Consider the following 26,070-nt stretch of genomic DNA (forward strand, 5'->3'; position numbering starts at 1 on the left):
AGCGTCTGTGATAGTCTGGAGCATTGCAAACCAGAAAGGAGGCGTGGGGAAGACCACCACCACGATTACCCTAGCTGGGCTTCTCAGTGAAAAGAATAAGCGTGTGTTGCTGATAGATACCGATCCGCATGCATCGCTGACAACCTATCTGAATTACGATTCGGAGCAGTTGCCCCGTACTTTGTTCGACCTTTTTCAATTACAGGCTATCAATCGCGATACCGTTAAGCCTTTGATCCTCAAGACTGAATATAAAAATCTCGATCTTTTGCCATCGCATATGTCACTGGCGACACTCGACCGCGCCATGGGCAACCGCGGGGGTATGGGATTGATGCTGAAGAAAACGTTGGCGTGCCTTGAAGAAGAGTACGATTACGCTTTAATTGATTGCCCGCCAATTCTGGGTGTCATGATGGTTAATGCGTTGGCGGCGAGTAACCGTATTCTGATCCCGGTACAAACTGAATTTCTGGCGATGAAAGGTCTTGAGCGCATGGTGCGTACATTGCAGATCATGCAAAAGTCTCGTGCATCAGCTTTCAAAGTGTGTATTGTCCCAACCATGTATGACAAACGTACCCGTGCTTCTCTTGAAACACTTCAAGAGCTTAAGGTGCGATACCCTGATCAGGTTTGGACGTCAGCAGTGCCGATTGATACTAAATTTCGCGATGCAAGTTTAAAGCACATGCCGCCATCGTATTACGCAAAAAATTGTCGCGGCGTGTTTGCCTATAAAACGCTGCTCTCTTATCTGGAGCGACTTGAACAGGATGAAAGATAGCCGTGCCTTATCCAGTGTTCAGGCGCTGGATGACTATTTTGATGCACTGTTGGAAGAAGATTACTTTTCTCAGCAGCATGACACGGATGTGACGTCACAGGCCGAAGAGGAGAGCGTTGAGCCCAAACCTCAGCCTGTTGTGATGGAACCGGTTGAAAAATTCAACGGTGCTACGCTGACCAAAGACAAGCGCGATTTGTCTTCGGTAGAAAAGTTGCTTAGTCAGCTGAAGCTGGATGAAGACATGGAAGTAAAAGTCGAGGAATTGACGGAAACTGAAATGATCATTGACAGCGATCAGGCTGTTGAGAGCTACACCGAAGCGCTGACTGAGACAGAAACGGATATCGAGGTTGAAGTAGCAACGGAAACCTTGACTGATACCTTCATAGAAGCGGCGGTTGAAGTTGAAACAGCCGTTGAAACCACTGTCGAAACCGATGTTGAAGAATTGGTGGAAGAAGCGGTTGAAGCGGAAGTTATTTCCGAGCCCGGAGTTGAAGTCGCAATTGAGGAAACGGTCACTGAAGAAGTGGCTGATTCTGTCGATACAGAGATTGAAACCGCTAGTGACCAGGAAACTCATGCTGAAGAAGACATTGCGCCACCTTGGCAAAACATTGCTTCTGAGTATGCGTTTCAGGTGTTGTTCTTTGAGTCGTTTGGCGTGACATACGCCGTTCCTCTGGCTGAGTTAGGGGGTATCCACAAACTCGAAGATTGCAATCACCTGATTGGAAGACCGGACTGGTATCTGGGTCTTCAGACTGAACGGGACCAACAGTTGGATGTGGTAGATACCGCCAAATGGGTGATGCCAGAAAAAATAGCGGATAACAGCCATCGCGATGACTATAGTTATATAGTGATCTTGGGTGACAGTAAATGGGGCTTGGCTTGTAACGCCCTACTGGGGACTGAGTCACTCCATGGTGAACAAGTGCGATGGCGCGAACAAGCTGGCAAACGGCCTTGGTTGGCCGGACTGGTTAAAGAAAAAATGTGCGCCTTGATCCACGTAGAAGCGCTGATTGCCATGCTGAATCAGGGTATTGATGCCAATGCGTTGGCGTAAGTGACGCAGCACAGCACGAAAAGAGGAAAATAAATGTCTCAGGTAGCTGAAGTTCAAAAAGAAAATGTGAATGACGAAGTCCTGCAGTGGGTGACTTTCCAGCTGGAAGACGAAACCTACGGCATTAACGTAATGCAGGTTCGGGAAGTCTTGCGCTACACCGAAATCGCGCCGGTACCGGGTGCACCAGACTATGTTCTTGGTATCATCAACCTACGCGGCAATGTAGTGACAGTCATCGACACCCGTTCACGTTTCGGCCTTTCCCAAGGTGAAGTGTCAGACAACACCCGAGTGATTGTGATTGAAGCGGAATCTCAGGTCATAGGTATCATGGTCGATAGTGTGGCTGAGGTGGTTTACCTCAAGACCTCTGAAATCGATACTACGCCAAGTGTAGGTACCGATGAAAGCGCCAAGTTTATTCAAGGTGTAAGCAATCGTAGCGGTCATCTGCTGATCCTGGTTGATCTGAATAAACTACTCTCTGATGAAGAGTGGTCAGAGATGGCAATGCTGTAATGCTCGACCTTGTGTTGCAATGGTTACCGCTGGGCGTTTCTTTGAGTGTCGCGGTGGTTGCCTTGTTGATGCTAAGACGGGAAAAGAAAGCGCGCTTGGGTCTGGAAGCGAAATTCCAGGCGATGGAGCTACTTTATAAAAATGCCCGTCAGCAGCAAGAGAGCTTGTCTAAGCAGTTTAATGAATTGCGGGCGGGCTCTATTGGCATGAGTCAAAAGCTTGCTGAACTATCACAGCGCTTTGATGAGTTGCTCGACAAACAGAATGAGATGGAAATGCAGGACCCAGACGGCCGTCTCTACAGCCGCGCCAGTAAGATGGTAGAACTTGGGGCAGATCTTCGGGAGTTGATGGAAGAGTGTGACCTGCCTAAAGCAGAAGCAGAGCTTCTCATGAATATCCGAAAGCAGCGCATGACGCGCTAATCAGATACTTAAATCCATCAGACCGTTTTGTTGAGCATTGACCCCTCCCAGCCGGGCGGGGTTTTTCCATCTAAGTACCAGGCAAAAGCGATCAATTCAGCGATCACCAGATATAACTGATCAGGGATTTCATCACCTACTTCCAGCGCCGATAGCCAATTCATCAGTGCTTCATCGCTATGGATGAGTCCACCGTTCTTTTCCATCTCTTCAATGAGCTTTTCAGCCAATGCATCGTAACCCTTGGCTGACACCTTTGGCGCATTGACACCGTCGTATTTAAGCGCCACTGCGCTTTTGGGCTTCTTCATACCTGAATGTTCACTCCTGACGAAATAGTTTCTGTCTGTACACTTTCTATGGTGTTGATATCACATTGCTCGAGTGCGATATGGTGCTGGGCAAGTTTTTCCTCGAGTTTGGGCATTGCAGTCTCTATCTGGTTTTTTAAGCCATCAGCATCGGTGGAAAAACTGAGAGAAAGGGAATTGTCCTCAAGTTCTGCTGTCGCAGTGAGGTGACGGTTTTTGTCTAGAGTCAGGTTGAGCGTGACGCACCAGCGCAACTTTTTCTTTTTCCTTCCGGTCTTTTTCTCGACGTTGATGCGCACCGGAGAAAGGTTGTTGTCCCTGAAAGGGAACAGCCAATGGTAGTCACCGGGCTTGGTTTGTTCGTTGATGCGCTGCTCTGCCATCAACATAAGTAAAGACTTAAGTTTTCCAGCACCGTCTTGTTCGCTGGTAGCAGTTGTTGCGTGGCGCAATGCTTCCAGCAATCCTTTGTCGGCCTGTTGCTCGGCGAGCCATTTGGCAGCCTGTTTACTATCGCTGGGCATGGTGAGTTGCTTTAGAAGATCAATGACAACAGGGGCGTGTGTTTTTGCATCTGACTTGGTTGTTTGCAACAGGGAATAAAGCGGCATTAGGGCGAGTAACTGGGAAAGCTGTGAACGCTGGCCGTCACTCAGACTGCCTGTGTTGCCGGATAATTGGAGTGGCTTGCCTACTTCGAGCAAGCTTTTTACCGGAACATTTTTCAATGTTTCCTGCGTTAATGTATTGATGTGATTGATATTGTCGATTTTCATATTTACTCACAATTATTAACGCTTAGCGCATATACCCAGACCTCATCAATCAGTAGGATTTGATTACTTGAGTGACATTAGCGAGACCCTGCGGCTAACGACTTTAAACGCCTCTATGGTATTATCGGGCAAATTTTTCATAACTTTATCGGGAAAGCCAATTTCTCATGTTGGAAGTGCGCGAGCTCAGCTGTGTCCGTGATGAAAGGGTGCTGTTTGAAGATCTCAGTTTTACGTTGTCATCCGGTGATCTTGTCCAAATTGAAGGTCCAAACGGCGCAGGTAAAACCACACTCTTACGGATCATCGCCGGTCTGGGATTGGCTGAGTCTGGGAATGTACTCTGGGACGGAGAATTGGTCAGTAAAGCCCGTGAAGAGTTCTATGGCAACTTGCTGTTTCTAGGCCATAGCACGGGCGTAAAGCGTGAAATGACCGCGTTTGAAAACCTTGCTTTTTACCAGCGTATGCATGGTGAAGCAGATGAAGATAGTCTTTGGGAAGCCCTTGCCCGCGTGGGTCTAGCAGGACGAGAAGATGTGCCAGCTGCACAGTTGTCAGCGGGTCAAAATCGACGAGTAGCGTTGGCGAGGCTGTGGATCAGCCAATCCAAACTTTGGATTCTGGATGAACCTTTGACGGCTATCGACAAGCAGGGTGTAAAGGTACTAGAGAACCTTTTTCAACATCATGTGAACCATGGAGGCATGGTGTTGTTTACCACCCATCAAGATATGTTCGAAGGTAACTCAAAGTTGCGTCGGATCAGGTTGGGGGTCTAATGGGAACTGTTATGTTTCACATGATTCGCCGCGAACTCCTCGTCGCGTTTCGCCGTCAATCTGACATGCTGAACCCGCTGTGGTTTTTCATCATCGTGATCACGCTGTTTCCTTTAGGGGTGGGTCCGGGGCCTAACCTGCTGGCTGAAATCGCACCAGGCATCATCTGGGTGGCGGCCCTGCTGGCGGCGGTGTTGTCATTAGACAGGCTGTTCCGTGATGACTTTATGGATGGTTCATTAGAACAGATGTTACTGATGCCAGAACCTTTATCTGTTCTGGTCTTTGCGAAAATTATTGCGCACTGGTTGCTGACAGGCCTACCGCTAATGATCATAAGTCCGCTTTTAGCGGTATTACTGTCTTTAGACTGGGAAGCTTATAAGGCTGTTGTGCTCACGCTATTGATAGGTACGCCGACGCTGAGTTTCCTCGGTTCGATTGGTGTAGCGCTGACGGTTGGTCTTCGAAAAGGTGGCGCGCTGCTAAGCCTTTTGGTCCTGCCGTTGTTTATTCCGGTGCTTATCTTCGCGACATCGGCGATTGATATGGCTGCCGCAGGATTTCCAATAAACGGCCAGCTTGCCATTATGGGGGCTATGCTGGTCGGTTCGGCCACGCTTTCTCCGTTTGCAGTGTCTGCTGCTTTGCGGGTAAGTGTCCAATAATACCAAATTATTACAACATATTAACTGAGAGCGATATTTGCAATGTGGAAATGGCTTCATCCATATGCCAAGCCCGAGGCAACTTACCAACTGTGTAACACCTTGTTACCTTGGTTTGCGGTATTGGCAGTACTGTCTCTGATAACCGGTACCATTTGGGGATTGGCATTCGCGCCGTCTGACTATCAACAAGGTGACAGTTTCCGAATTATCTACATTCATGTTCCTGCAGCAATTTGGTCAATGGGTGCATACATGTCGATGGCAATTGCTGCGTTTATCGGCTTAGTGTGGCAGATCAAAACCTCTGATTGGGCAGCCGCGGCGATGGCGCCTGTAGGAGCGGTATTCACCTTTATTGCACTGGTGACTGGTGCAATCTGGGGTAAGCCTATGTGGGGCGCTTGGTGGGTATGGGATGCACGCCTGACTTCTGAGCTTATTCTCCTGTTCCTCTATCTCGGTGTGATCGCGCTTTACAACGCCTTTGATGATGACCGCACTGCTGGTCGTGCAGCGGGTATTCTGGCGATTGTGGGGGTGATTAACCTCCCTATCATTCACTTTTCAGTGGAGTGGTGGAACACGCTGCACCAAGGCGCATCTATTACTAAGTTTGCCAAGCCTTCCATTGCATCAGAAATGCTATGGCCACTGCTTTTGAATATTCTGGGCTTTGCTATGTTCTTTGGTGCCGTGTCGCTGATGGGACTGAAAAACAAAATTCTACAACGTGAAGCGCACCGTCCTTGGGTTCGTGAACTGGTTGAGAGGGGATAACTATGCACTTCGATTCTTTCTCTGAATTTCTGGCGATGGGTGGTTACGCCGGTTACGTTTGGGGCGCCTTCGGCATTACATTCGTGGCGATGGCTTGGGTTGCATTGGCGACCCGTTTCACCCGACGCAAACTGTTTAAAGAAATTAAAAACAAAGTTGCCCGAGAGCAACGTATTAAGAATGCCCAAAAAATGGAGAACACGCTATGAACCCGAGACGCAAGAAACGACTGGGGCTGGCTCTTGCACTGGTGTTTGGTGTAGGCGCGACGATTGGATTGGTGCTTTACGCACTGAACCAAAACATGGACCTATTCTACACGCCAACTGAACTGGTTAATGGTAAGCCGGATGGCACCAAACCAGAGTTGGGGCAGCGTCTGCGTATCGGTGGCATGGTAGTAACTGACTCGGTTGATCGTGATCCGGAATCTCTGAAAGTGAGTTTCCGTGTGGCGGATATCGGCCCTGAAGTTACGGTGGAGTTTGAAGGTATTCTGCCTGACCTGTTCCGAGAAGGTCAGGGTATTGTTGCACAGGGTGTGCTGGTTGATGAACGCACCGTGTTTGCGAATGAAGTCCTCGCAAAACACGATGAAGAATATATGCCACCTGAAATTGCAGAAGCGATGAGCAAAGGGCATAAACCGCTTGAATACACCGAGCAGCAAAAACAGGGTAGCTACTAATGATTGCTGAATTAGGGCATTTCGCCCTTATTATCTCCCTTGGTTTTTCCGTCCTGTTGAGTATTTACCCACTTTTGGGGGCTCACGTCGGAAACCAGGCCATGATGCGTTCTGCGCGTCCACTGGCTATCGGCATGTTCCTGATGCTATTTATGTCTTTCATTGCATTGAGCTGGGCATTCTACGTTAACGACTTTACGGTCACCTATGTGGCGAGTAACTCAAACAGTGCCTTGCCTTGGTACTATCGTCTAACGGCAGTCTGGGGGGCGCACGAAGGCTCGTTGCTTCTTTGGGTGCTTATCCAGGCTGGTTGGACACTGGCCGTTGCCATTTTCAGCCGTGGCATGCCGCTGGAGTCTGTTTCCCGCGTATTGGCAGTAATGGGCATGATTGGTGTCGGCTTCCTGCTGTTCATCATTCTGACCTCTAACCCTTTTGAACGTACACTCCCTTACTTCCCGGTTGATGGCCGTGATCTCAACCCGCTTCTTCAGGATCCAGGCCTGATTGTTCACCCACCGATGCTTTACATGGGTTATGTGGGTTTCTCTGTGGCATTTGCTTTTGCAATCGCCTCTTTGATGGCAGGTCGCCTTGATACGGCGTGGGCACGTTGGTCCCGTCCTTGGACAACCGCGGCTTGGGTATTCCTTACGCTGGGTATCGCACTGGGCTCTTGGTGGGCTTACTATGAACTTGGCTGGGGCGGTTGGTGGTTCTGGGATCCAGTAGAAAATGCATCATTTATGCCTTGGCTCGCCGGTACAGCATTAATGCACTCATTAGCAGTGACGGAAAAACGCGGCACGTTCAAAGCGTGGACAGTGCTTCTGGCGTTGTCTGCATTCTCTCTGAGCCTGCTTGGTACCTTCTTGGTGCGTTCCGGCGTATTAGTGTCGGTGCATGCGTTTGCCTCTGACCCTACCCGTGGTTTGTTCATCCTTGCCTTCTTGGTTGTAGTGATCGGTGGTTCGCTGTTGCTTTACGCATTGCGTGCGTCAGAAGTCCGTGTGCGTGGTAACTTTGAACTGGTTTCCCGCGAGAACGTTCTGTTGGCGAACAACATTCTGTTGGTTGCAGCTTTGGTGGTTGTCCTGCTTGGCACACTGCTGCCACTGGTTCACAAACAGCTCGGGTTAGGTTCAGTTTCAATCGGTGAACCGTTCTTTAATCTACTGTTTACCTGGCTCTCTGTGCCATTTGCCTTTTTGCTCGGCATTGGCCCACTTATCCGCTGGAAACGCGACAACCTGAAGAATGTGAAAAAAGAGTTGCTGTTTAGTGGTGTGCTTTCCGTTGTTCTGGGTGTGGCGCTCGTCTGGGTTTTCGCTGATGTCTTTATGCCGCTGGCGGCACTGGGTGCTGTGATGGGTCTTTGGGTCATCATTCTGTCTTGCATTGAAGTGTATCAGCGGGCAACGCACCGTCATGATTTTGTCACCGGTCTGGGTAAATTGGGTCGTAGCCATTGGGCGATGGTGCTTGGTCATATCGGTCTGGCAATCACCGTGCTTGGTATTGCGATGGTTCAGAATTATGACATAGAACGCGACGTGAAAATGGCACCGGGCGATCGCATTGAACTGCAAGGCTACGATTTCCATTTCGCAGGTCTTCGCGATAAAGATGGTCCGAACTATGACGGTTATATCGCGGACTTCGATATTTACCGTGGCGATAAGCGCGTAAACACACTGCATGCTGAGAAACGTTTCTACACGGTGCAGCGCTCGATGATGACTGAAGCAGCGATTGACCGCGGTTTCACCCGTGATCTTTATGTTGCGATGGGTGAACGTTTAAATGATGGTTCCTGGGCTGTGCGCATCTACTACAAACCTTTCGTCCGTTGGATTTGGTTGGGTGCATTGGTGATGTCACTGGGTGGCTTACTGGCTATCTCTGACAAACGTTACCGTTTTCGTAAGAAGGTTCAGTCAGAAGTCTCTGCTGAGCCAGTGAAGGAGGCTTAAAGGTGAACAAACCTTTACTCTTTATTCCGTTCGCGCTGTTTATGGTGCTGGTTGGTGTTTTCTTTGTTCAATTAGGCAAAAACGCTGACGGCGATGACCCGACCAAGCTTGAATCTGTGTTGGTAGGTAAGGCAGTGCCAGAGTTTCGTCTCGAAGATCTGACTCAAGCTGGCAAGCTGTATGATCAGGATATCTTCAAAGGTGAACCCTTACTCCTGAATGTTTGGGCGACATGGTGCCCAACCTGCTATGCCGAGCATACTTACCTGAATGAGTTAGCTGCAAATGGTGTAAAAATAATTGGACTTAACTATAAAGACGATCGCGTAAAAGCGATCGGCTGGCTGAACCAGTTGGGTAACCCGTACTTGATCAGCCTGTTTGATGGTAACGGTATGTTGGGCCTGGATCTTGGTGTATATGGCGCGCCAGAGACTTTCCTTATCGACGCCAATGGAGTGATTCGCTACCGTCATGTCGGTGATGTGAACGACAGAAACTGGAACGACACTTTGGGCCCAATGTATGAGCAAATGCTGGCGGAGGCAAAAGGCTGATGAAACGTTTTCTGTTAGCAATCATGCTGGCTGCGAGTGCAGCGTTTTCTGTGTCGGCGGCCATTGAAGTGTATGAGTTCGATACACCTGAGCAGGAAGAAGCCTTTAAAAAATTGGGCAAAGAGTTGCGCTGTCCTAAGTGTCAGAACAACAACATCGCAGACTCGAATGCTGGTCTGGCTCAGGACCTTCGTTTGAAGGTTTATGAAATGCTCAAGCAAGGTAAGAACGAAGACGAGATTGTCGATTATATGGTTGACCGTTACGGCAATTTCGTCACTTATAACCCGCCAGTGACAGCCTCAACCTTCATTCTTTGGGCTGGTCCGGCATTGTTTGTGGTGGGGGGCTTTACCGTTTTAGTGATGCGTAGTCGCAAGCCAAAAGTGAAAACAGCAAAAGCAGAACTTGACAGCGAAGAGCAAGCGCGTCTAGATGCGTTGCTCAACGAAGAGTCTGCAGATAATAAAAATAAGGATAACAACGGATGACTGAAATGTGGTTCTGGCTGATCACAGCCTTAATGATTGTGGTCTCTGTTGGCTTATTTGTTCTGCCGATTTACCGCGGTAAAGAACAGGACGAAGCGGCAAGCCGCGATGAACTCAACAAAGCCTTCTTCCGTGATCGTATGGAAGAGCTTAATGAAGAAGCCGATGAAGGTTTGGTAGAAAACCAGAACGAATTGGCGGTAGAGCTCAAGCAGTCGCTGTTGGATGATATTCCAGCGAGTGAGAAATCAGCGACACAAAGCAAAGTTCCGTTTGTCGTCTTGGTGCCAGGTATCCTTATCATGATTGCGATGAGCTATGGTCTATACAGCACCATGGGTAACTATCGTGAAGTGGTTTCCTGGCAGGAAACAGCATCTCGTTTACCTGAACTTTCCCGTCGCTTGATGGCCGATACCAATGAGCCGATGACTGATCAGGAAATGGCTGATCTGACATTGTCTCTTCGCACTAAACTTCAGCAGACGCCTGATGATGCGATGGGATGGTTACTGCTTGGTCGTATTGGTTTGGCGAACCGTGATGTGCAAACTGCAGAAGGCGCGATGGCAAAAGCCTATAACCTGATGCCTGACGACAGCGACGTGAAGCTGGGTTATGCACAATCATTGATGTTGTCGGGTGACGAGCAAAACAGCAATACCGCACGCAACTTGCTGCGCGAAGTGATCAGAGTCGATCACGGTAACCTTCAAGCGTTCTCTTTGCTGGCCTTTGATGCTTTTGAGCGCGGAGCTTATGAAGAAGCTGTGGCTGCTTGGTCAACCATGAAACAACTGCTGCCAGCGGACGATCCACGTATCTCTATGCTGGAGCGCAGCATTCAACGTGCAGAAGCACAAATGGGCGCTGGCGAAGGACAATCCGTCTCTGTGACAATTTCGCTGGATGAACAAGTCCAATTGCCAAGCGAAGGTGTATTGATTGTATCGGTTCACTCTGCGGACGGTGCGCCTATGCCTGTGGCAGCAAAGCGTTTGCCGTTGAGCCGCTTCCCAGTAGAAGTTGAACTGACAGATGCGGACAGTATGATCCCAGAGCGCTTGATGTCTTCATTGCCAGAGGTGATGGTGAAAGCCCGCATCGACAACGACGGCAACGTAATGACCCGCGACGGTGATTGGTTTGGTGAAACCGACCCGTTTGAGCTCGGCGGAAGTTCACAGTTAGTGATTAACCAAAAGCAGTAAGTGATTTATACTGCCAAAATAATGACAAAAGGCTGGTGATAACCAGCCTTCTTTTTACTCAAATGGAATACATATAACAATGTGGAAACAACTTATTCTGGCAGTTGGTGTGCTGGTTTTACTGAGTGGTTGTGCCCAATCCCCGGAAGACTTACAGGCTGACGCTGAAACCAATGCTGAATTCGACATTTCTCATCCCAATGATCCTTTTGAAGGCTTCAACCGAGCGATGTGGACTGTTAACTACGACTACCTCGACCCTTATGTAGCGAAACCTGTGTCGTTGGCTTATGTCAACTATGTACCGAGCTGGACGCGAACGGGTATCTCTAATTTCCTCAGTAACCTTGAAGAGCCCGCAAGCATGGTTAACAGCATTGTGATGCTTGATGGCGAAGCCGCTCTCACTCACTTTAACCGGTTTTGGCTAAATACCGTGTTTGGTCTTGGTGGTTTAATTGATATCGCTTCGGCAGCCAATCTTCCTAAAATTTCTGACCGCCAATTTGGCGATGCAATGGGTTATTACGACGTTGGGCAAGGCCCCTACTTTATGTTCCCGGTCTATGGTCCTATCACTTTAAGGGAAGGGGCAGGGGATGTTGTCGATGGCTTATATCCACCACTGTCATTACTAACGCTCCCACAATCTATTCTTAAATGGCTGTTTGAAGGGATGGAAGACAGGGCCGCGCTGGTTCAACAGGAAAGTTTGTTGACTAATTCTCCTGACCCTTATGCTTTCGCACGAGATGCCTACCTTCAGAACAAAGAGTTTAAGGCTCGCGGTGGAAAAGCAGCAGATTTGGCAGAGCCTGATGACAGTTATCTGGATGACGATTTGCTCGACGAAATCGACGATTACTAAGAAATTAGCAAAGAAATGCCACTCGATTGAGTGGCATTTTTGTCTCTGGGATTTGTTCAACTCTTAGAAGCGGTAAGTTGCCTGAACACCTGCCAGCCATACGTTGCCAGAGGTTTGACCTTCGAAAGAACCGCCGAAGAAAGAAGGGAACACCTCTTCTAATTCCTCGTTTCTTGGCTCTTTTACATTGGCATCTTTAGCATGAATATAAGTGAAACCAGCATCTAGAGTTAGATTCTCAGAGTAGTTGTATCCTGCTCCTAAACTCAACCACAGACGATCGGTTTCTGGAATAGTTATAGTACGGTTGGTGTCATCCACCGCAGACGTGTCATATGCAACACCTGAACGCAGTTGAGTTTTGGTGTTTAGCTGATAAGTGGCACCTACGGCAAAGCGATAGTTATCTTTCCAGTTTTCTTGTTTAACCAGCTGAGTAGGCTCACGGAGTGAAGGAATATTTGCTTCCAGTTTTTCGAAAGTACTCCAGTCAGTCCAGTTGATGCTTGCGTGTACCGCAATGGTATCAGTCAATTGATGGAAACTTGCAATGTCTGCTGTTGCAGGCAAAGTCAGAGCCATACTGCCATCATATTTGATCATGTCTTGAAGTGGAGATCCATTGACCAAGTTGAACCCCCAACCTTGAGCAAAACCATTAAGATCTAAATCTACTTCCGAGCGATAGTTAAAACCCAGACGATTGTCTTCATTGATCTGCCAGGCTGCACCTGCCTGCCAACCCCATGTGGTGTCGTCACCTTCCATGTATTTGAGAGTGGTGCCTTTTGGGGCTAAAAAACCACCGGAACTTTTAGCTCCAATGCTTCCTTCGCCCATCACATAGCGAACACCTGCACCAACAGAGAATTGGTCGTTAATTTTGTATGCGATGTTTGGATTGATTTCCATGGTCATTACTGACGCTTCATTACCAAACTGGGTGCCTTTAAAAGTGTCATCCAGCTTAGTATGCATGCCGAAGTTAGAGCTCAGTGCCAGACCCAGATAAACCTTCTCGTTCAATTGATGAGAGAAATAGAAGTTTGGAATAAAGGCTGAATCTGCAAAATCTTTAGATGAAGTAGCAGTTTTGTCACCAGTTAAGCTGGTGTTTGTGCCTTCTACATCCACGTTTGGATCAACGTAGATAAGGCCAGTAGAAACCTGGGTGCCGTCGAGGTAAGTCATCATGGCTGGGTTGCGGAATTGGGCTGATGCATTATCCGCCATTGCAGCTTCACCAGCGTATGCACGGCCAAGACCAGTTGCAGAATACTCCGCCAGTTGAAAACCTGCTGCGATTGCAGAGGTTGAAGAAAGAGAGCCAAGTGCTGCGGCAATTGCCAGCGGGAGAAGTTTGTTCTTGTTCATTAGAGTATTTACTTGATTATTGTGGTCGGTACAGGGTACTGACAGGTAATCAATATGCAATTTTGATGATAGGGGGATAATGTATTTAGATAAATATATCGAAGTATTAATGCATTTCAGTAAAAGATACTTAATTTTCGGTGGTTTGTAACAGGTGTACGCTGAGTTTCGGCGAACACGTGTTAATTATAAATGCCAGTTAAGCGCACTAGTGTAAGCTGAAAAGCCTTGGTGTTACTGAAGTTGTTTGCGTTAGGACTTATTTGAGCGAACAAGAAGGGGAGCATATGCTCCCCTTTGATATAGCTGTGTCCCGTTTAGAACTTGTAGCTGTACTGGATACCGTACAGCCATGCATTTGCACGGGTGGTGGCGTTTACGCTTGTAATACCGTTGGTTTCTTCAACTTTGATGTCTTCACCCATCAGGTAAGTCACACCCAAATCGATATTAGCGCTCTTGCTCCAGTTGTAAGTTAGACCAGCAGAAAGCCATTGACGGTCTGAGTCTGGAACGGAAATAGACTTGTCTTTATCCTGTGCGCTGGTGTCATACATGTAGCCTGCACGCAAAGTCCAGTCTTGATTTACCGTGTAAGTACCACCGATCGAGTAATGCCAGCCATCTTGCCAGTTATATTCGTTAAGCTCGGTGCCATTGGTGGTAGCAAGCTTGTCGAAGGTATTCCATTCGATCCATTGCACTGAGTAATGAACAGCAACCTGTTTATTCAACTGATGGAAGCCAGAGAACTCAGCAATGTCCGGTAGGCGCATAATTAGTTCGCCACCGATGTTTGCAAAACCTGGCATGAACATCATTTCACCATCAGCCTTGATATCTGGGCTATTACGATAGCTCAAGCCAAACCGATTATCTTGATTCAATTCGTAAACGACGCCAGCATTCCAGCCAAAGCCTTCACCTTCTGCGTCAACATCCAACAGATTATCGCCCCAAAGTAAGCCAGAACGTTTCAACTTTCCTGAGCCAGTGATGTAGTCAACACCTGCGCCGATGCTAAATTGATCATTGATACGGTAAGAACCACTAAGGCCGAAATTGACGGTTTTTAGGTCTGTCAGACCACCAAACTCGTTGGCTGCGTAATCATTGCCAAATTCAGTCTTAGTACCGAAATTTGAGTAAATGCCTAAACCAACTGAAAATTTTTCATTGATTGGATGAATGTAGAACAGGTTTGGGACATAAGATGTATCGCCAATCTGCTCATCTGCAAGAGATGTATATGTGCTCTCAGGTGCAGCAGCCAAACCATACTTAGCATCTTTAACAACAACATCAGTATCAATTGCCACAACACCCAACGACAACTCTGGAGAGTCAAACATTGCCATTGCTGCTGGGTTACGTGCCATTACAGATGCGTTATCTGCGATCACTGCATCACCAGCAAATGCTCGGCCTAGACCAGTTGCGGATTGGCCATTGAGTTGGAAGCCAGCAGCCAGTGCTGACGTGGAGCTCGCTGCAACAGCCATTGCCACTGCTGAGCGGATAAACAGACGCTTCTTATTCATAGTATGAATTAATCCGATTAAGTTTATAATTCTTCTGGTGTTTTATGCTTGTTTTTAAGCAGCGCGGATTCTATTGTGAAGGTAGCGAATTGGAAATCTGACCAGTTATCACACATTGTTTGGTAACCGTGTCATAAGTTACTAGATGTCTGTTATTTTTTAGAAAAAAAGGGAGCATAAGCTCCCTGAATAAATGTAATTGTTTGTATCACGCTTTTTGGTTGAGATGCAGCTTGAGCTGTTCAGCAACAGGCATAATGTCAGAGCCCTCTTTGCCAACAACAATCACACTAGTGTCATTCGCTGCAGGTAAAGAGATCGCTTCCATATTGCCATCGCTGTAGCTTTCCATTGTAGGGGATTGCTGCGGCACAACAAACACAGTGAAATCTTCGCCATCTTTACCTTGGATGACCATATGCACAGCGTGATTATCATCAAAGCTACAGTGATTAATGTAAGACACTTCTCCAGGCAATTGACCATTATAAGTATTACCCAACGGCGCCAGTTTAGCATTCACTTGCGTTAGGGTTGCACCCTCAAACACATCGTTGGTGAAGCTCTCTTCGTTGTAATAGTGCTCGAGGGCAATTTGTCCTAGGCTCGCTTGTCCGGGTAATACAGGAAGTGCTTGCCAGTTAAACTGACCGAGCATAATGCCAAATGCAAAAGCGACAGACGCGGCAATAGCTAAATGGAAGCGAGGCTTTCTCGCTTCTCTTGCTGCGTCGCTGCTTTGCTTAAACAGCACTTTATCAACCAAATCATCCGGCACTTCCACGCGCAGGGTTTGATCCAACAATGCATCTAGTTGGTCCAATTCTGACGCCAGTTTTTGGTTGGCTGGCGATTCAGATTTAGCGGCCAGAATCTCAGGGTCTTTATCCTGAGGGTCTGCCAGAAGGCGTCGACGAAATTCGAGCTCATCCATTTAGCGCACCTCGCTGGCCTGAAGTTTGATTGTCCATGAACTCTTTCAATTGGTTTCTCGCTCTGAACAAACGCGTCATAACAGTGTTTTTATTTAGGTCTAAGATCTCAGCGATCTCTTCACCGCTAAATCCGGCAACGACCTGCAACACTAACGGTTCTCGATATTCTGGTGACAGACGCATGATTTGCTTGTGAAGCCATTGCTGTTCAACCGAGGCTTCTTCACTAGGGCGTGCATCGTCTGCAACCTGATGGTCATCAATATCGACCAATTCGAGTTGTTTACGCTCGAAACGGCGTGCATTTTCTCGCCTAAGGATGGTGATCAGCCAAGCTTTGGCGGCGTTGTCATCTTGAAGGCTATCAAGCGAGCGCCATGCACGTAGGCAGGTTTCCTGCACCAAATCTTCCGCTACGTGCTGGTCTTTAGTCAACCAGTATGCATAACGGTAGAGGTCTCTGTGCCAGGCTCTCACGAGCGCTTCGTATCGTCTCTGCTTTTCCATATCACTAGAGACCTTGGTTTCTGACTTTTTATTTCCAAATAATTTCAAAACCATTCTATCATCCTGATTACTTTGGATTTTAGAGTCAAATTGTCTTGGGTAATGATCTGACTTTAAGAAGGTTGGCTGTTCAGGTCTTATAGTAGTGCTGATTTGACCAAGAGTTAACCATGTTAAGAACTAAGGTACACCTTTGTAGAAGATAAATTATTTTGGATTTAAGCGATTAGAGGAAGAGTGTAGTGTTTTTGACACTTTTCTAATAAGTGGAAATATTCAATAAGGTGCATTTTTAATGAATGTGGCTCTCAGACTTTCACGACTTACGGTGCTCTTTGACACCATCGATGACTAATCAAACAAAAAATTGATCTGCTTCAAAATCGCTTCTTATCGCGTGGGTATAGTAGGCACTGTCATCTGGTGACGTGTTACAGACTTCGTTGGTTTACCGAATCTGTTGCATGAAACTGTGTTGAGCAAGATGACAAACTTCCTTTTTGAAGGCTGACTTTACTTTCTCCTCAGGTCTATGACCTGATTTGCAATTGGCTTTACGTTAATTGATTTAATACGTGATTGCTTTCCACATACGTTGCCACACCTGATAGGTGTGGTTTTTTTTGCTTTTTTTCTCAGTTATCCAGCGAGCTAATCTCTAATCTCTAATCTGGTTTTTATTTTCAAAAATGTCGTAACGGTCTACGTTTGCTTGGCATATTTAATTAAAACGCACGTTTTAATCCGATAACAAATTAGTTACACTCCTCTGGTCTGACCTCTAATAATTGCAAGGAGCGGCAATGAACTCTCCCCAGAATCTGACTACGCGTCAGGGTGAACGTATCGCAGTCGTCGCGGGTTTACGCACCCCGTTTGCACGACAATCGACCGCATATGCGGATGTGCCTGCTGTTGATCTCGGCAAGATGGTTGTTAGCGAAATGCTAAACCGTACCGACATTGATCCTAAGCTAATCGACCAGCTGGTTTTTGGACAGGTTGTTCAAATGCCGGAAGCGCCGAACATCGCACGTGAAATAGTGCTTGGCACGGGTATGAATGTTCACACTGATGCTTACAGTGTCAGCCGCGCTTGCGCGACCAGCTTCCAGTCTGTCGTTAATGTGACTGAAAGCATCATGGCCGGTGCTGTCGATATCGGTATCGCAGGTGGCGCAGATTCTTCTTCCGTGCTGCCAATTGGTGTCTCTAAGCATATGGCCGCGACACTGCTGGCGCTTAGCAAAGCTAAGACGATGAGCAAACGCTTAAAACTCCTAAGCTCACTCTCCCTCAAAGACTTAGCGCCTGTTCCACCAGCCGTAGCGGAATATTCGACGGGCCTCAGCATGGGACAAACCGCTGAGCAAATGGCAAAGAGCCACGGCATCACCCGTGAGGAACAAGATGCGTTGGCGCATCGCTCGCATTCTCTCGCAGCTAAAGCGTGGGCGGATGGATTGGTCCGCGACGAAGTGATGACTGCTTTCCCGGAACCTTATCGTCAGTGGATTGATAAAGACAACAATGTCCGAGAAGACTCTACGGTAGAAGGCTACGCCAAGCTACGTCCTGCCTTTGATCGCAAGCACGGCTCTGTGACTGCAGCGAACAGTACACCTCTGACCGACGGCGCAGCGGCAGTAATGCTTGTGCGTGAAGGCCGCGCCAAAGAACTTGGCCTAACGCCACTGGGTTACATTCGCTCTTACGCGTTTTCGGCGATCCAGGTTGAGCAAGATATGTTGATGGGGCCGTCCTACTCCACACCAATCGCATTGGATCGCGCTGGCATTACGCTGTCTGATCTCACTCTGATTGATATGCACGAAGCGTTTGCTGCTCAGACGCTGGCTAACGTGAAAATGTTCGGTTCCAAGCGTTTTGCAGAACAGATGCTGGGTCGTAGCCAGGCTATTGGCGAAATCGATATGGATAAGTTCAATGTACTGGGAGGCTCGATTGCTTATGGCCATCCATTTGCCGCAACCGGTGCGCGCATGATCACCCAAACTCTGAATGAACTTCGCCGCCGTGGCGGTGGTTTAGCATTGAATACTGCTTGTGCAGCAGGTGGTCTGGGTGCAGCGATGATCTTGGAGGCAGAATAATGACGGAACAAACAACCCCTACAAATAGTGCCTTTTCGCTTCACTATGGCGAAAATGGTATCGCTTGGCTGAGTATTGATGTCCCGGGCGAAAGCATGAATACCCTACAAGCAACCTCTGTTGATGAAATCAGTGCGATTCTGAGCGAGCTTGAAAGCAAAAGTGATATTAAAGGTCTGGTATTACATTCTGCTAAGCCGGATAACTTTGTGGCTGGTGCTGACGTTCGCATGTTAGATGCGTGCAATACTGCGGAAGATGCACAGGCTATTGCTGAACATGGTCAGAAGCTGTTCTCCCGTATCGAGAAACTGCCATTTCATGTCGTCGCAGCGATCCATGGCCCAGCGCTGGGCGGTGGTTTGGAACTCGCTCTGGCTTGTCATAGCCGAGTCGCGAGCGATGATGATAAAACCCGTTTAGGTTTGCCGGAAGTGCAGCTTGGCCTGTTGCCAGGCTCCGGTGGTACGCAACGTCTTCCAAAACTCATCGGTGTAGCGGGCGCGTTGGATATGATCCTGACGGGCAAACAGCTTCGCGCCAAGAAAGCGAAGAAAATGGGCGTGGTAGATGACGTGGTTCCTCAGTCTGTGTTGCTTCGTGTTGCTGAAGAGTTGGCGCTGAAAGGTAAGCCAAAGCGCAAAGGTAGCTGGCAGGATTGGGCAATGGGCGGCAATGCACTTGGTCGGTCTGTTGTGTTCGATCAGGCCGCGAAGAAAACCCGTGAGAAAACCCGCGGTAACTATCCGGCTACCGAAGCTATTCTCGAAGTCATCAAACACGGCTTGGATAAAGGCGTAGAGAAAGGTCTGGCACTGGAAGCAAAACGCTTTGGTGAGTTGGTGATGTCTTCAGAATCTGCCGCACTGCGCAGCATTTTCTTTGCGACAACTGCAATGAAAAAAGAAAGCGGCGCTGATGCTGAGCCTCGCACTGTGACAGGCGTGACTGTGCTTGGCGGTGGTTTGATGGGAGCTGGTATCGCCAATGTTTCTGCGACCAAAGCGAATACACCTGTCCGCGTCAAAGATGTCAGTAACGATGGCATCCTTAATGCCATGGCTTACAGCTACAAACTGCTGGATAAAAAGCGCAAGCGCCGCATCATTTCCAAAGCTGAAATGCAACAGCAGATGGGTCGCATTAGCGGTACGACTGACTATTCCGGTATGAGCCGTAACAATGTGGTTGTTGAGGCCGTGTTTGAAGATCTGAACCTGAAGCATCAAATGGTTGCGGAAGTAGAAGAGAATCTGGCTGAAGATACCATCTTCGCCACCAACACTTCGTCACTGCCAATCCATCAAATCGCCGAGGGTGCGAAGCGTCCTGAAAATATTGTGGGTCTGCACTACTTCTCGCCGGTCGATAAAATGCCGCTGGTAGAAGTCATTCCACATGCGGGCACGTCAGAAGAAGCCGTTGCGACTGTGGTGAAGCTTGCGAAGAAGCAAGGTAAAACGCCGATTGTGGTTGCTGACAAGGCAGGTTTCTATGTGAACCGTATTCTTGCGCCTTACATGAATGAAGCGGCGAGGACTTTGCTGTCCGGTGAGTCGGTTGAGCACATTGACAATGCGCTGTTGGACTTCGGTTTCCCTGTTGGCCCAGTGACACTGCTGGATGAAGTGGGTATCGACATTGGCGCGAAGATCAGCCCAATCCTGTTGAATGAACTGGGTGAGCGCTTCCGCGCACCGGATGTGTTCGACGTGATGCTGAATGATGGCCGTAAAGGTCGCAAGAGTGGCAAAGGCTTCTTCGTTTATAACGGTAAGAAAAAAGAAGTCGATAAGCGTGTCTACGCCTTGCTCGGTGTTGAGCTGAAAAGTCAGCTATCAGCGCATGAACTGGCGATTCGCTGTGTGCTGATGATGCTGAATGAAGCTGCGCAGTGTTTGGATGAAGGCGTGGTGAAATCAGCGCGTGACGGTGACATTGGTGCTGTGTTCGGTATCGGATTCCCACCATTCCTCGGCGGACCATTCCGCTATATGGACCATATTGGTATTAAGCGCTTGGTGGAAATGCTGGAGCAGCATGAAGCCAAGTACGGTGAGCGGTTTGCACCGTGTGAACTACTTAAAGCCATGGCAGCGGAAGGGAAGACGTTCCACTCATAAATCCTTAAACATAAAAATCCCCGGCTGGACCGGGGATTTTTATATCTGAAGCATGGTAAAAGGCATCAGCGAGTCGATAGACCTTAGTTAATTCGCTCTGTGCGATTGCGACGAAACGCTGTGACAGACTCGATTGCCCTTGTGCCTTCAAGGCTGCATTCGTCAGGGTGAGCGCCACCACAACTGTGCATGATCAGACGATCTGATGTACGTGGTTTCAATTGCTCTACCACAAACTTCACCATATCAGCGCGATCCATATTGCGGATAGCGGCAGCAACGTTCTGGCGCTGGGTGAATTCTGTATCCTTATTGCCAATACTGATCCACAAACGCTGTCCGCGGGCGCGCAGATTGGCATCCGGTTCTTCTATCTGTCCGAGTAACCCTTGCTTACTGGCTTGCCATTGCGCTTCGTTAAGCTCAAGCAAAACCAAGAAGAAAGCATTGAGGAAGTCGTCTATTGCTTCCATTAATTTCGCTGGGCCAGCCTGAGGTGATTGCACGTAGAAAATCAAACCTGGGTGACGGTTCATTGGCATGTTGCCAGAGCCAACCATATAGCCAAGTTGCTGCTTGGTACGCAGCTCGTTGAAGAAGATGGCAGACATCAAATGCTGAGCGAAAGTAAACAAGGCGACATCCTGAGGTTCAGTGCCGTGGCTCTGGTAGTAAACCAACACGGCTGAGTCTTGGCTGTCGCATCCTAGATGATATGACGCACTGCCAGCACCTTTTAAAAGAACCAGTGGTCGGGTGGACTCCTGATAACGCTGGTTGTGCACGCGAAGGGCATCTTTTACAGGTTCAGCCAAATCCAGTGTTTGCTGTTTCTGCCAGTTACCGTAAACAAACATCTCAACATGCAGTTCTGACATCACGCGATGCACAAAGTCCGGTAGCTCTGTCACCTGCAGTGGTTCCAGCGCTTCGATGAGTTCTTCATACGTTGGGTTGTTTGGCTGCAAGATGCCAGTCATCGAATTGTACAAGCGGTTAATGGCTTTGTTTTGAGTCGCGTTTTTCCAACTTCGTAGCAGCTGGGTTTTGATGATTTCAAAGCGCTCTGGATTGAAATCGCGCTTGGCAAATTTATCCAATACCAAATCCATCAGGAGCGGCAGTTTTTCATTGAAGCCACTGAGCTTCAAAGTCACGCCACCTTGATGGGCATAGAGGTTGTAGTTGAGGCCAGCGACTTCGGCAGGGTAGGCCGTCTCATTGATCGACTCCATCAGCATTTCAACGCTGACACGGGTCTTTACGATGTTCTTGACCGATTGCACCGCATGCGGGCTGTCTATCGCAACGTAAACCACGCCTTTCGGGACGCGGAATTCGGTATCTTGCAAGTGCCACAAACAAAAGCCCGGTAACTCTTGAATCATATCAGGTAGTTGTTGTTCTGGCGCTTCTAGATCTGCAGGGTCGAGTTCATAGCTGATAAAAGGGTTTGGCTCTGGTAAAGCCAGCGCGGGAGAGATATGTGCCGCACGCCATTTTTCGAGCTGAGCTTCGGTGAATGGTTTCACGCTGTAAGGGGTGTCGTACCAATTTGCTGTGCGGTCATAATTGCCGCCTTTGGCAATCAGTGTCAGGCGAAGATGCTCGGGTGTCAGGTAGCCAAGCATCTGGCGTATCAAGGTTTCGTCATATTCCTGCATGATGTAGTCGCCATACAGCACATCATCATCCTGATAATGCTGCATGTTGAGCACCATATGACTCACGGTATCGATGGGGCGCGAAGGCTCTTGATAACGAAACGCCATTTCCTGTACCGCACGTTTTTCTTTATAACGCCAATCATCGAGCCCCTGCTCGCGGATAAGACTGATTGCCTGAAAAATGTAAGTCACGATATCGTCAATCTTGGTCAGTCCCGCCTCGGTCAGGCTGACACTGACTGAAAACTCGCGGAAATTCGAACCGCTGATCCCACCACCTGCCGACAGATTGTTGATGAGCCCTTTGGCTTTGAGCAAAGACATCACACTGCCAGTACCTTCATAACCGAGAAGATGGGCAATGTAGGAAAGTGGCTTAATTTTGTAATGCTCATCGGTCGCTGGCATTGAAAATGCCAGTGTCAGCTTACGAACATCTTTGAGCGGCTCGATACAGACAAACTGCTGCAACTGGGCTTTATCGACAAACGGGACGTCTGGCACAAACAGCGACAGGTCAAGGTTTGGAATATCACTGAATGTTTGGTTTGCCAGCGTTTCCAAATCGTCCAGCCTGAATGGACCAGTGATAGAGGCTGCCATCAGGTTGGCACTGTAATGGGTTTTGTAAAAAGCAATCAGCTCATCACGCACCGAACTGCCCTCGCGATCGGCAAGGGTGTCGAGGCTACCGACAGAAAACTTGGAGAAAGGGTGAGCCGGGTTGATGGTCTCTTTCTGCACTTGGTAAATCCGGCGCACATCGTCCTGAAGTTTCAGGCGGTATTCTGAGTCAACCGCGTTACGCTCTTTATCGACCGCGTCTGCGTTGAACAAAGGCGCAGAGAAGAATTGGCCGAATCGATCCAGCGCTTCTTCGAAATGGTCGTGTCGGATATCGAAGAAAAAAGTGGTGTTTTCGGTTCCTGTCCAGGCGTTGTTATTACCGCCATGGCGACTGATAAAAGATTGGAACTCACCGACATCAGGATATTTCTCTGTACCGAGAAACAGCATGTGTTCTAAGAAGTGCGCTAAACCTTCACGATCAGCAGGATCACAGAAGTGTCCCACATTCACGGTTAACGCAGCAGCACTGCGCGGTGCTTGCACATCTTCTACCAGAAGCACCCTCAAATTGTTGGCGAGAGTAATAAGGCGGTAGCTACGATGATCGTTGGGACTGATTTGCACAAAGCACCTTCACTGGTAGTGGCAAGGTCTTAATTATGACCACGTAAGTAAATTGAGGCAAACATCTGTGCGATCAGTCGTTCCAGATTAAAGAATTGACTGGTAGCATATCGAAGAATACTCAAAATCAGCTGTTGTGATATGCGAATTTATATTATGCGCCACGGTGAGGCACACACCTTCGCCGCCAGTGATGAAGAACGTCCGCTGACCGATCGCGGTGAGCAACAATCGGTTGAAATGGCACGCTGGCTGGCACAAGAGCTGCCAGAGGGAAAACTGGACTTAGTGTTGGTGAGCCCTTATTTGCGCGCACAGCAGACTTGGTCGGCATGTGCAGCCGTTTTGCCTGAAGCGAAAAGCATTTTGACGGAAGATGGCATCACGCCGTATGGCGACAGCGAGCACGTCGCTTCTTACCTGCGCGCTTTAGTTTCCGTTGATAATCCAGCGTCGATTCTTTTGGTTTCTCATCTACCGCTGGTGGGTTATCTCACAGCAGAGTTTGAAGCTGATTTGCAGCCGCCGATGTTCCCGACATCTTCAATTTCCTGCATTGAATACAATCCGCAAACGGAACAGAGCGAAGTGCTGTGGATGAAAAGTCCTTCGCAAGTGATGGGTTACGCATCCTGACGGCCAGGTCGAAAACAGCTTTAAGCAAACATAAAAAAACGCCCAACACAGGGCGTTTTTTGTGTCTAGGGGCTGTTGACCTTTGGTGGTTAAATTTTGTTCTAGCTATAAGCGTTTTAGGCGCGGCGAGATGTGTGCCGCCTAGTGGTCTAAGCAAATACACCACAACAAAGCATAAAACGCTTAGAGCAGAACCCTTCGGGCAGCGTTTGTGGGGAATTTCTGCGGCGTTATCGGCTTCTCATGTAGGCTAGCTACACATCGAAGCCTCTGCCTTGCATAAAATCCCCACAAACTGCTGCAAAAATCATCACCAAAGGTCAACAGCCCCTCGGCTTCAGGCTATTTTTCCGGGATTTCAATCAGAACCAGTAAAGCGCCATCACCACCAAATTCCAGTGGCGCTTGATGGAATGCCAACACGTCAGGGTGCTGTGCCAGCCAAAGTGGTGTCTTCTGTTTCAGTATGTGTTTGCCAATACCGTGCATGACACAGGCACAACTGACCCCTTCTTTTATACATGCTGCAATCAGAGCGCCCAACTCACGCTTGGCTTCCAGTTGCGTCATGCCGTGTAGGTCCAGGAACATATCCGGCACGTAAACACCGCGGCGAAGTCTTTTTACTTCGTATTTGGAGACACCTGTGCGCGCATATTGGGTTGGCCCATCTTCTTTCAGCAGCGGTTCAAACTCGTCTGAGAAATAGAAGGTATGGTCGCGCGCCGCGGACTCTGTCTGCTTCTTGCGCGCTTGCTCTGTTGTCTGGCGTCTTGGCGGGTTTATGGTATCCTGCTGCAGTTTTTTAACGCCTTTCACCGCATCGCGGAACAATGACATGTCGTCATCTTCTGGGATCGGGGATTTCTTACTCATAAGTCATTTCCAAATTCTGTTAGCTGCATTTTACTTAAAATAAGAACAATGTCTGCTTTCCTGTTGGAATCGCCCTGACGGTGATGTGTTGAGGCTACTGGAGGCCATTTTGGATAGAATTATTGTTGATGAAGTCGTCAACGAGCTGCGTACGCTGCAAGACATGCTACGTTGGACGGTAAGTTGCTTTAATGCAGCAGGAATTTATTACGGTCACGGAACGGACAATGCATGGGACGAAGCGGTACAACTGGTACTGCCGACACTTTATCTGCCAATCGATGTGCCTGCAGAAACGCAAACTGCGCGTCTGACCACCAGTGAACGTCACCGTATTGTTGAACGTGTGGTCCGTCGTATCAACGAGCGCACGCCAGTGGCTTACCTGACAAACAAAGCGTACTTCTGCGATTTGGAATTCTACGTGGATGAGCGTGTGCTGGTACCACGTTCACCAATCGGTGAGCTGATCCAGAATCAGTTCAGCCCAATGCTGGAAGTCGAGCCAAACCGTATCATGGATCTGTGCACCGGCAGTGGCTGCATTGGTATTGCGTGTGCCTACGCGTTCCCTGACGCTGAAGTAGATCTGGTGGACATTTCTACCGATGCGCTGGAAGTGGCAGAGATGAACATTCAGGAACATGGCCTGGAGCAGCAGGTTTTCCCTATCCGCTCAGATTTGTTCCGCGATCTGCCAAAAGATAAATATGACCTGATTGTCTCCAACCCACCATACGTGGATGAGGAAGACATGAACTCGCTGCCGGATGAATTCCGTCACGAGCCAGAGTTGGGTCTGGCTGCCGGGACCGATGGCTTGAAACTGATGCGCCGCATCATCGCCAATGCACCGGAATACCTGACTGAGCAAGGCATTCTGATCTGTGAAGTAGGTAACTCCATGGTTCACGTTCAGGAACAGTATCCGCACCTGCCACTGACTTGGCTGGAATTTGAAAATGGCGGCCACGGTGTCTTCCTGATGACCTATCAGGATCTGGTCAGTGTTGCCGACGAATTTTCTATCTATAAAGACTAATTGTTGTCTTTGCCCCTAAGAAAAAGGCCGAAATTATAGATTTCGGCCTTTTTTATATCTCTCTTTCCGGTTTTGCCTCATTTCTTGAAACCAGCCCAGTATTACAGGGAGTTTCCACCTGTACATAAAAAAAGCTTTTGCTTC

The 26,070-nt window shown here is 48.4% G+C and carries 26 protein-coding genes; 18 read left to right on the forward strand and 8 right to left on the reverse strand.

What is annotated here, in order from left to right; all coding sequences use genetic code 11:
- Nucleotides 1–7 precede the first annotated feature (7 nt).
- From GMA8713_RS00350 to GMA8713_RS00365, 4 genes are read left to right on the forward strand one after another with little or no spacing between them, the layout of a single operon-like run.
- Complete coding sequence (locus GMA8713_RS00350; RefSeq protein ID WP_062704620.1) at nt 8–787, forward strand: ParA family protein; 780 nt, start codon at nt 8–10, stop codon at nt 785–787.
- Entirely contained in the window at nt 777–1,862 is a 1,086-nt protein-coding gene (locus GMA8713_RS00355) for a chemotaxis protein CheW (RefSeq protein ID WP_062704622.1), read from the forward strand. Before GMA8713_RS00350 ends, GMA8713_RS00355 begins: the two co-directional genes overlap by 11 nt.
- A 33-nt stretch (nt 1,863–1,895) precedes the next feature.
- Entirely contained in the window at nt 1,896–2,384 is a 489-nt protein-coding gene (locus GMA8713_RS00360) for a chemotaxis protein CheW (RefSeq protein ID WP_062704624.1), read from the forward strand.
- Nucleotides 2,384–2,809, forward strand: a complete 426-nt coding sequence (locus GMA8713_RS00365) for a DUF2802 domain-containing protein (RefSeq protein WP_062704626.1) — start codon at nt 2,384–2,386, stop codon at nt 2,807–2,809. Before GMA8713_RS00360 ends, GMA8713_RS00365 begins: the two co-directional genes overlap by 1 nt.
- 17 nt (nt 2,810–2,826) lie before the next feature.
- On the opposite strand, the gene GMA8713_RS00370 is transcribed toward GMA8713_RS00365, so the two are convergent.
- Nucleotides 2,827–3,120 carry an EscU/YscU/HrcU family type III secretion system export apparatus switch protein gene (locus tag GMA8713_RS00370; protein ID WP_062704628.1) on the reverse strand — a complete coding sequence of 98 codons (294 nt, stop codon included), beginning with the start codon at nt 3,118–3,120 and terminating at the stop codon, nt 2,827–2,829.
- The gene (locus GMA8713_RS00375; RefSeq protein WP_062704630.1) at nt 3,117–3,896 is read right to left on the reverse strand and encodes a flagellar hook-length control protein FliK; all 780 of its coding nucleotides are present in this window, start codon (nt 3,894–3,896) and stop codon (nt 3,117–3,119) included. The genes GMA8713_RS00370 and GMA8713_RS00375 overlap by 4 nt, the downstream gene beginning before the upstream one ends.
- 167 nt (nt 3,897–4,063) lie before the next feature.
- Between GMA8713_RS00375 and ccmA the strand changes: the two genes are divergently transcribed.
- The 10 genes from ccmA to GMA8713_RS00425 all read left to right on the forward strand — a co-directional run bounded on the left by ccmA (nt 4,064) and on the right by GMA8713_RS00425 (nt 11,917).
- Nucleotides 4,064–4,678 carry a cytochrome c biogenesis heme-transporting ATPase CcmA gene (gene ccmA / locus GMA8713_RS00380; protein WP_062704637.1) on the forward strand — a complete coding sequence of 205 codons (615 nt, stop codon included), beginning with the start codon at nt 4,064–4,066 and terminating at the stop codon, nt 4,676–4,678.
- Nucleotides 4,679–4,689: 11 nt separating this feature from the next.
- Entirely contained in the window at nt 4,690–5,346 is a 657-nt protein-coding gene (gene ccmB, locus GMA8713_RS00385; protein WP_422615187.1) for a heme exporter protein CcmB, read from the forward strand.
- A 42-nt stretch (nt 5,347–5,388) separates the two neighbouring features.
- Nucleotides 5,389–6,126, forward strand: a complete 738-nt coding sequence (locus tag GMA8713_RS00390; RefSeq protein WP_062704641.1) for a heme ABC transporter permease — start codon at nt 5,389–5,391, stop codon at nt 6,124–6,126.
- Between the two features lie 2 nt (nt 6,127–6,128).
- Nucleotides 6,129–6,335: a heme exporter protein CcmD gene (gene ccmD / locus GMA8713_RS00395; RefSeq protein ID WP_002537832.1), complete on the forward strand. Its 207-nt coding sequence runs from the start codon at nt 6,129–6,131 to the stop codon at nt 6,333–6,335.
- Nucleotides 6,332–6,814: a cytochrome c maturation protein CcmE gene (gene ccmE / locus GMA8713_RS00400; protein ID WP_062704643.1), complete on the forward strand. Its 483-nt coding sequence runs from the start codon at nt 6,332–6,334 to the stop codon at nt 6,812–6,814. The genes ccmD and ccmE overlap by 4 nt, the downstream gene beginning before the upstream one ends.
- Nucleotides 6,814–8,790, forward strand: coding sequence for a heme lyase CcmF/NrfE family subunit (locus GMA8713_RS00405; protein ID WP_062704645.1), 1,977 nt, complete (start codon nt 6,814–6,816; stop codon nt 8,788–8,790). The genes ccmE and GMA8713_RS00405 overlap by 1 nt, the downstream gene beginning before the upstream one ends.
- A gap of 2 nt (nt 8,791–8,792) precedes the next feature.
- Nucleotides 8,793–9,347, forward strand: a complete 555-nt coding sequence (locus GMA8713_RS00410; RefSeq protein WP_062704647.1) for a DsbE family thiol:disulfide interchange protein — start codon at nt 8,793–8,795, stop codon at nt 9,345–9,347.
- The gene (locus GMA8713_RS00415) at nt 9,347–9,838 is read left to right on the forward strand and encodes a cytochrome c-type biogenesis protein (RefSeq protein WP_062704649.1); all 492 of its coding nucleotides are present in this window, start codon (nt 9,347–9,349) and stop codon (nt 9,836–9,838) included. Before GMA8713_RS00410 ends, GMA8713_RS00415 begins: the two co-directional genes overlap by 1 nt.
- Nucleotides 9,835–11,049: a c-type cytochrome biogenesis protein CcmI gene (ccmI, locus tag GMA8713_RS00420; RefSeq protein WP_062704651.1), complete on the forward strand. Its 1,215-nt coding sequence runs from the start codon at nt 9,835–9,837 to the stop codon at nt 11,047–11,049. The genes GMA8713_RS00415 and ccmI overlap by 4 nt, the downstream gene beginning before the upstream one ends.
- A 79-nt stretch (nt 11,050–11,128) precedes the next feature.
- Nucleotides 11,129–11,917: an MlaA family lipoprotein gene (locus tag GMA8713_RS00425; protein ID WP_062704653.1), complete on the forward strand. Its 789-nt coding sequence runs from the start codon at nt 11,129–11,131 to the stop codon at nt 11,915–11,917.
- Nucleotides 11,918–11,980: 63 nt separating this feature from the next.
- Here the strand turns inward: GMA8713_RS00425 and GMA8713_RS00430 are convergent, their stop codons facing one another.
- The 4 genes from GMA8713_RS00430 to GMA8713_RS00445 form a co-directional block, all read right to left on the reverse strand.
- A complete protein-coding gene (locus GMA8713_RS00430; protein WP_062704655.1) occupies nt 11,981–13,291 on the reverse strand; it encodes an outer membrane protein transport protein in 1,311 nt (436 codons plus the stop codon).
- A 317-nt stretch (nt 13,292–13,608) separates the two neighbouring features.
- On the reverse strand, nt 13,609–14,832 hold the full coding sequence (locus tag GMA8713_RS00435; RefSeq protein WP_062704657.1) for a porin: 1,224 nt from the start codon (nt 14,830–14,832) through the stop codon (nt 13,609–13,611).
- A gap of 208 nt (nt 14,833–15,040) precedes the next feature.
- A complete protein-coding gene (locus tag GMA8713_RS00440) occupies nt 15,041–15,766 on the reverse strand; it encodes a DUF3379 family protein (protein ID WP_062704659.1) in 726 nt (241 codons plus the stop codon).
- Nucleotides 15,759–16,328 carry a sigma-70 family RNA polymerase sigma factor gene (locus GMA8713_RS00445; RefSeq protein ID WP_002537816.1) on the reverse strand — a complete coding sequence of 190 codons (570 nt, stop codon included), beginning with the start codon at nt 16,326–16,328 and terminating at the stop codon, nt 15,759–15,761. Before GMA8713_RS00445 ends, GMA8713_RS00440 begins: the two co-directional genes overlap by 8 nt.
- A gap of 749 nt (nt 16,329–17,077) precedes the next feature.
- Here GMA8713_RS00445 and fadI point away from each other — a divergent pair.
- Together fadI and fadJ are read left to right on the forward strand one after the other, a co-directional pair.
- Entirely contained in the window at nt 17,078–18,388 is a 1,311-nt protein-coding gene (gene fadI, locus GMA8713_RS00450) for an acetyl-CoA C-acyltransferase FadI (protein WP_062704661.1), read from the forward strand.
- Nucleotides 18,388–20,511: a fatty acid oxidation complex subunit alpha FadJ gene (gene fadJ, locus GMA8713_RS00455; protein WP_062704663.1), complete on the forward strand. Its 2,124-nt coding sequence runs from the start codon at nt 18,388–18,390 to the stop codon at nt 20,509–20,511. Before fadI ends, fadJ begins: the two co-directional genes overlap by 1 nt.
- Nucleotides 20,512–20,594: 83 nt before the next feature.
- On the opposite strand, the gene GMA8713_RS00460 is transcribed toward fadJ, so the two are convergent.
- Nucleotides 20,595–23,372, reverse strand: a complete 2,778-nt coding sequence (locus tag GMA8713_RS00460) for an insulinase family protein (RefSeq protein ID WP_062704665.1) — start codon at nt 23,370–23,372, stop codon at nt 20,595–20,597.
- 141 nt (nt 23,373–23,513) lie between these two features.
- On the opposite strand from GMA8713_RS00460, the gene sixA reads away from it, so the two are divergent.
- Nucleotides 23,514–24,008, forward strand: a complete 495-nt coding sequence (gene sixA, locus GMA8713_RS00465) for a phosphohistidine phosphatase SixA (protein ID WP_062704667.1) — start codon at nt 23,514–23,516, stop codon at nt 24,006–24,008.
- Nucleotides 24,009–24,350: 342 nt separating this feature from the next.
- On the opposite strand, the gene smrB is transcribed toward sixA, so the two are convergent.
- Nucleotides 24,351–24,884 carry an endonuclease SmrB gene (gene smrB, locus GMA8713_RS00470; RefSeq protein ID WP_062704669.1) on the reverse strand — a complete coding sequence of 178 codons (534 nt, stop codon included), beginning with the start codon at nt 24,882–24,884 and terminating at the stop codon, nt 24,351–24,353.
- Between the two features lie 109 nt (nt 24,885–24,993).
- Here smrB and prmB point away from each other — a divergent pair, with 109 nt between their 5' ends.
- Nucleotides 24,994–25,926 (forward strand): 50S ribosomal protein L3 N(5)-glutamine methyltransferase, encoded by a 933-nt coding sequence (prmB, locus tag GMA8713_RS00475; protein WP_062704671.1) that lies wholly within the window; start codon nt 24,994–24,996, stop codon nt 25,924–25,926.
- Nucleotides 25,927–26,070 lie beyond the last annotated feature (144 nt).

This window comes from Grimontia marina, assembly GCF_900060185.1.
Taxonomy (GTDB): domain Bacteria; phylum Pseudomonadota; class Gammaproteobacteria; order Enterobacterales; family Vibrionaceae; genus Enterovibrio; species Enterovibrio marinus.

What these genes read in the sequence shown, in the direction of transcription:
- GMA8713_RS00355 (WP_062704622.1), top strand. Translation starts at nt 777, where the DNA reads ATGAAAGATAGCCGTGCCTTATCCAGTGTTCAGGCGCTGGATGACTAT.
- GMA8713_RS00360 (WP_062704624.1), top strand. Translation starts at nt 1,896, where the DNA reads ATGTCTCAGGTAGCTGAAGTTCAAAAAGAAAATGTGAATGACGAAGTC.
- GMA8713_RS00365 (WP_062704626.1), top strand. Translation starts at nt 2,384, where the DNA reads ATGCTCGACCTTGTGTTGCAATGGTTACCGCTGGGCGTTTCTTTGAGT.
- GMA8713_RS00370 (WP_062704628.1), bottom strand. Translation starts at nt 3,120, where the DNA reads ATGAAGAAGCCCAAAAGCGCAGTGGCGCTTAAATACGACGGTGTCAAT.
- GMA8713_RS00375 (WP_062704630.1), bottom strand. Translation starts at nt 3,896, where the DNA reads ATGAAAATCGACAATATCAATCACATCAATACATTAACGCAGGAAACA.
- ccmA (WP_062704637.1), top strand. Translation starts at nt 4,064, where the DNA reads ATGTTGGAAGTGCGCGAGCTCAGCTGTGTCCGTGATGAAAGGGTGCTG.
- ccmB (WP_422615187.1), top strand. Translation starts at nt 4,690, where the DNA reads ATGTTTCACATGATTCGCCGCGAACTCCTCGTCGCGTTTCGCCGTCAA.
- GMA8713_RS00390 (WP_062704641.1), top strand. Translation starts at nt 5,389, where the DNA reads ATGTGGAAATGGCTTCATCCATATGCCAAGCCCGAGGCAACTTACCAA.
- ccmD (WP_002537832.1), top strand. Translation starts at nt 6,129, where the DNA reads ATGCACTTCGATTCTTTCTCTGAATTTCTGGCGATGGGTGGTTACGCC.
- ccmE (WP_062704643.1), top strand. Translation starts at nt 6,332, where the DNA reads ATGAACCCGAGACGCAAGAAACGACTGGGGCTGGCTCTTGCACTGGTG.
- GMA8713_RS00405 (WP_062704645.1), top strand. Translation starts at nt 6,814, where the DNA reads ATGATTGCTGAATTAGGGCATTTCGCCCTTATTATCTCCCTTGGTTTT.
- GMA8713_RS00415 (WP_062704649.1), top strand. Translation starts at nt 9,347, where the DNA reads ATGAAACGTTTTCTGTTAGCAATCATGCTGGCTGCGAGTGCAGCGTTT.
- ccmI (WP_062704651.1), top strand. Translation starts at nt 9,835, where the DNA reads ATGACTGAAATGTGGTTCTGGCTGATCACAGCCTTAATGATTGTGGTC.
- GMA8713_RS00425 (WP_062704653.1), top strand. Translation starts at nt 11,129, where the DNA reads ATGTGGAAACAACTTATTCTGGCAGTTGGTGTGCTGGTTTTACTGAGT.
- GMA8713_RS00430 (WP_062704655.1), bottom strand. Translation starts at nt 13,291, where the DNA reads ATGAACAAGAACAAACTTCTCCCGCTGGCAATTGCCGCAGCACTTGGC.
- GMA8713_RS00435 (WP_062704657.1), bottom strand. Translation starts at nt 14,832, where the DNA reads ATGAATAAGAAGCGTCTGTTTATCCGCTCAGCAGTGGCAATGGCTGTT.
- GMA8713_RS00440 (WP_062704659.1), bottom strand. Translation starts at nt 15,766, where the DNA reads ATGGATGAGCTCGAATTTCGTCGACGCCTTCTGGCAGACCCTCAGGAT.
- GMA8713_RS00445 (WP_002537816.1), bottom strand. Translation starts at nt 16,328, where the DNA reads ATGGTTTTGAAATTATTTGGAAATAAAAAGTCAGAAACCAAGGTCTCT.
- fadI (WP_062704661.1), top strand. Translation starts at nt 17,078, where the DNA reads ATGAACTCTCCCCAGAATCTGACTACGCGTCAGGGTGAACGTATCGCA.
- fadJ (WP_062704663.1), top strand. Translation starts at nt 18,388, where the DNA reads ATGACGGAACAAACAACCCCTACAAATAGTGCCTTTTCGCTTCACTAT.
- sixA (WP_062704667.1), top strand. Translation starts at nt 23,514, where the DNA reads ATGCGAATTTATATTATGCGCCACGGTGAGGCACACACCTTCGCCGCC.
- smrB (WP_062704669.1), bottom strand. Translation starts at nt 24,884, where the DNA reads ATGAGTAAGAAATCCCCGATCCCAGAAGATGACGACATGTCATTGTTC.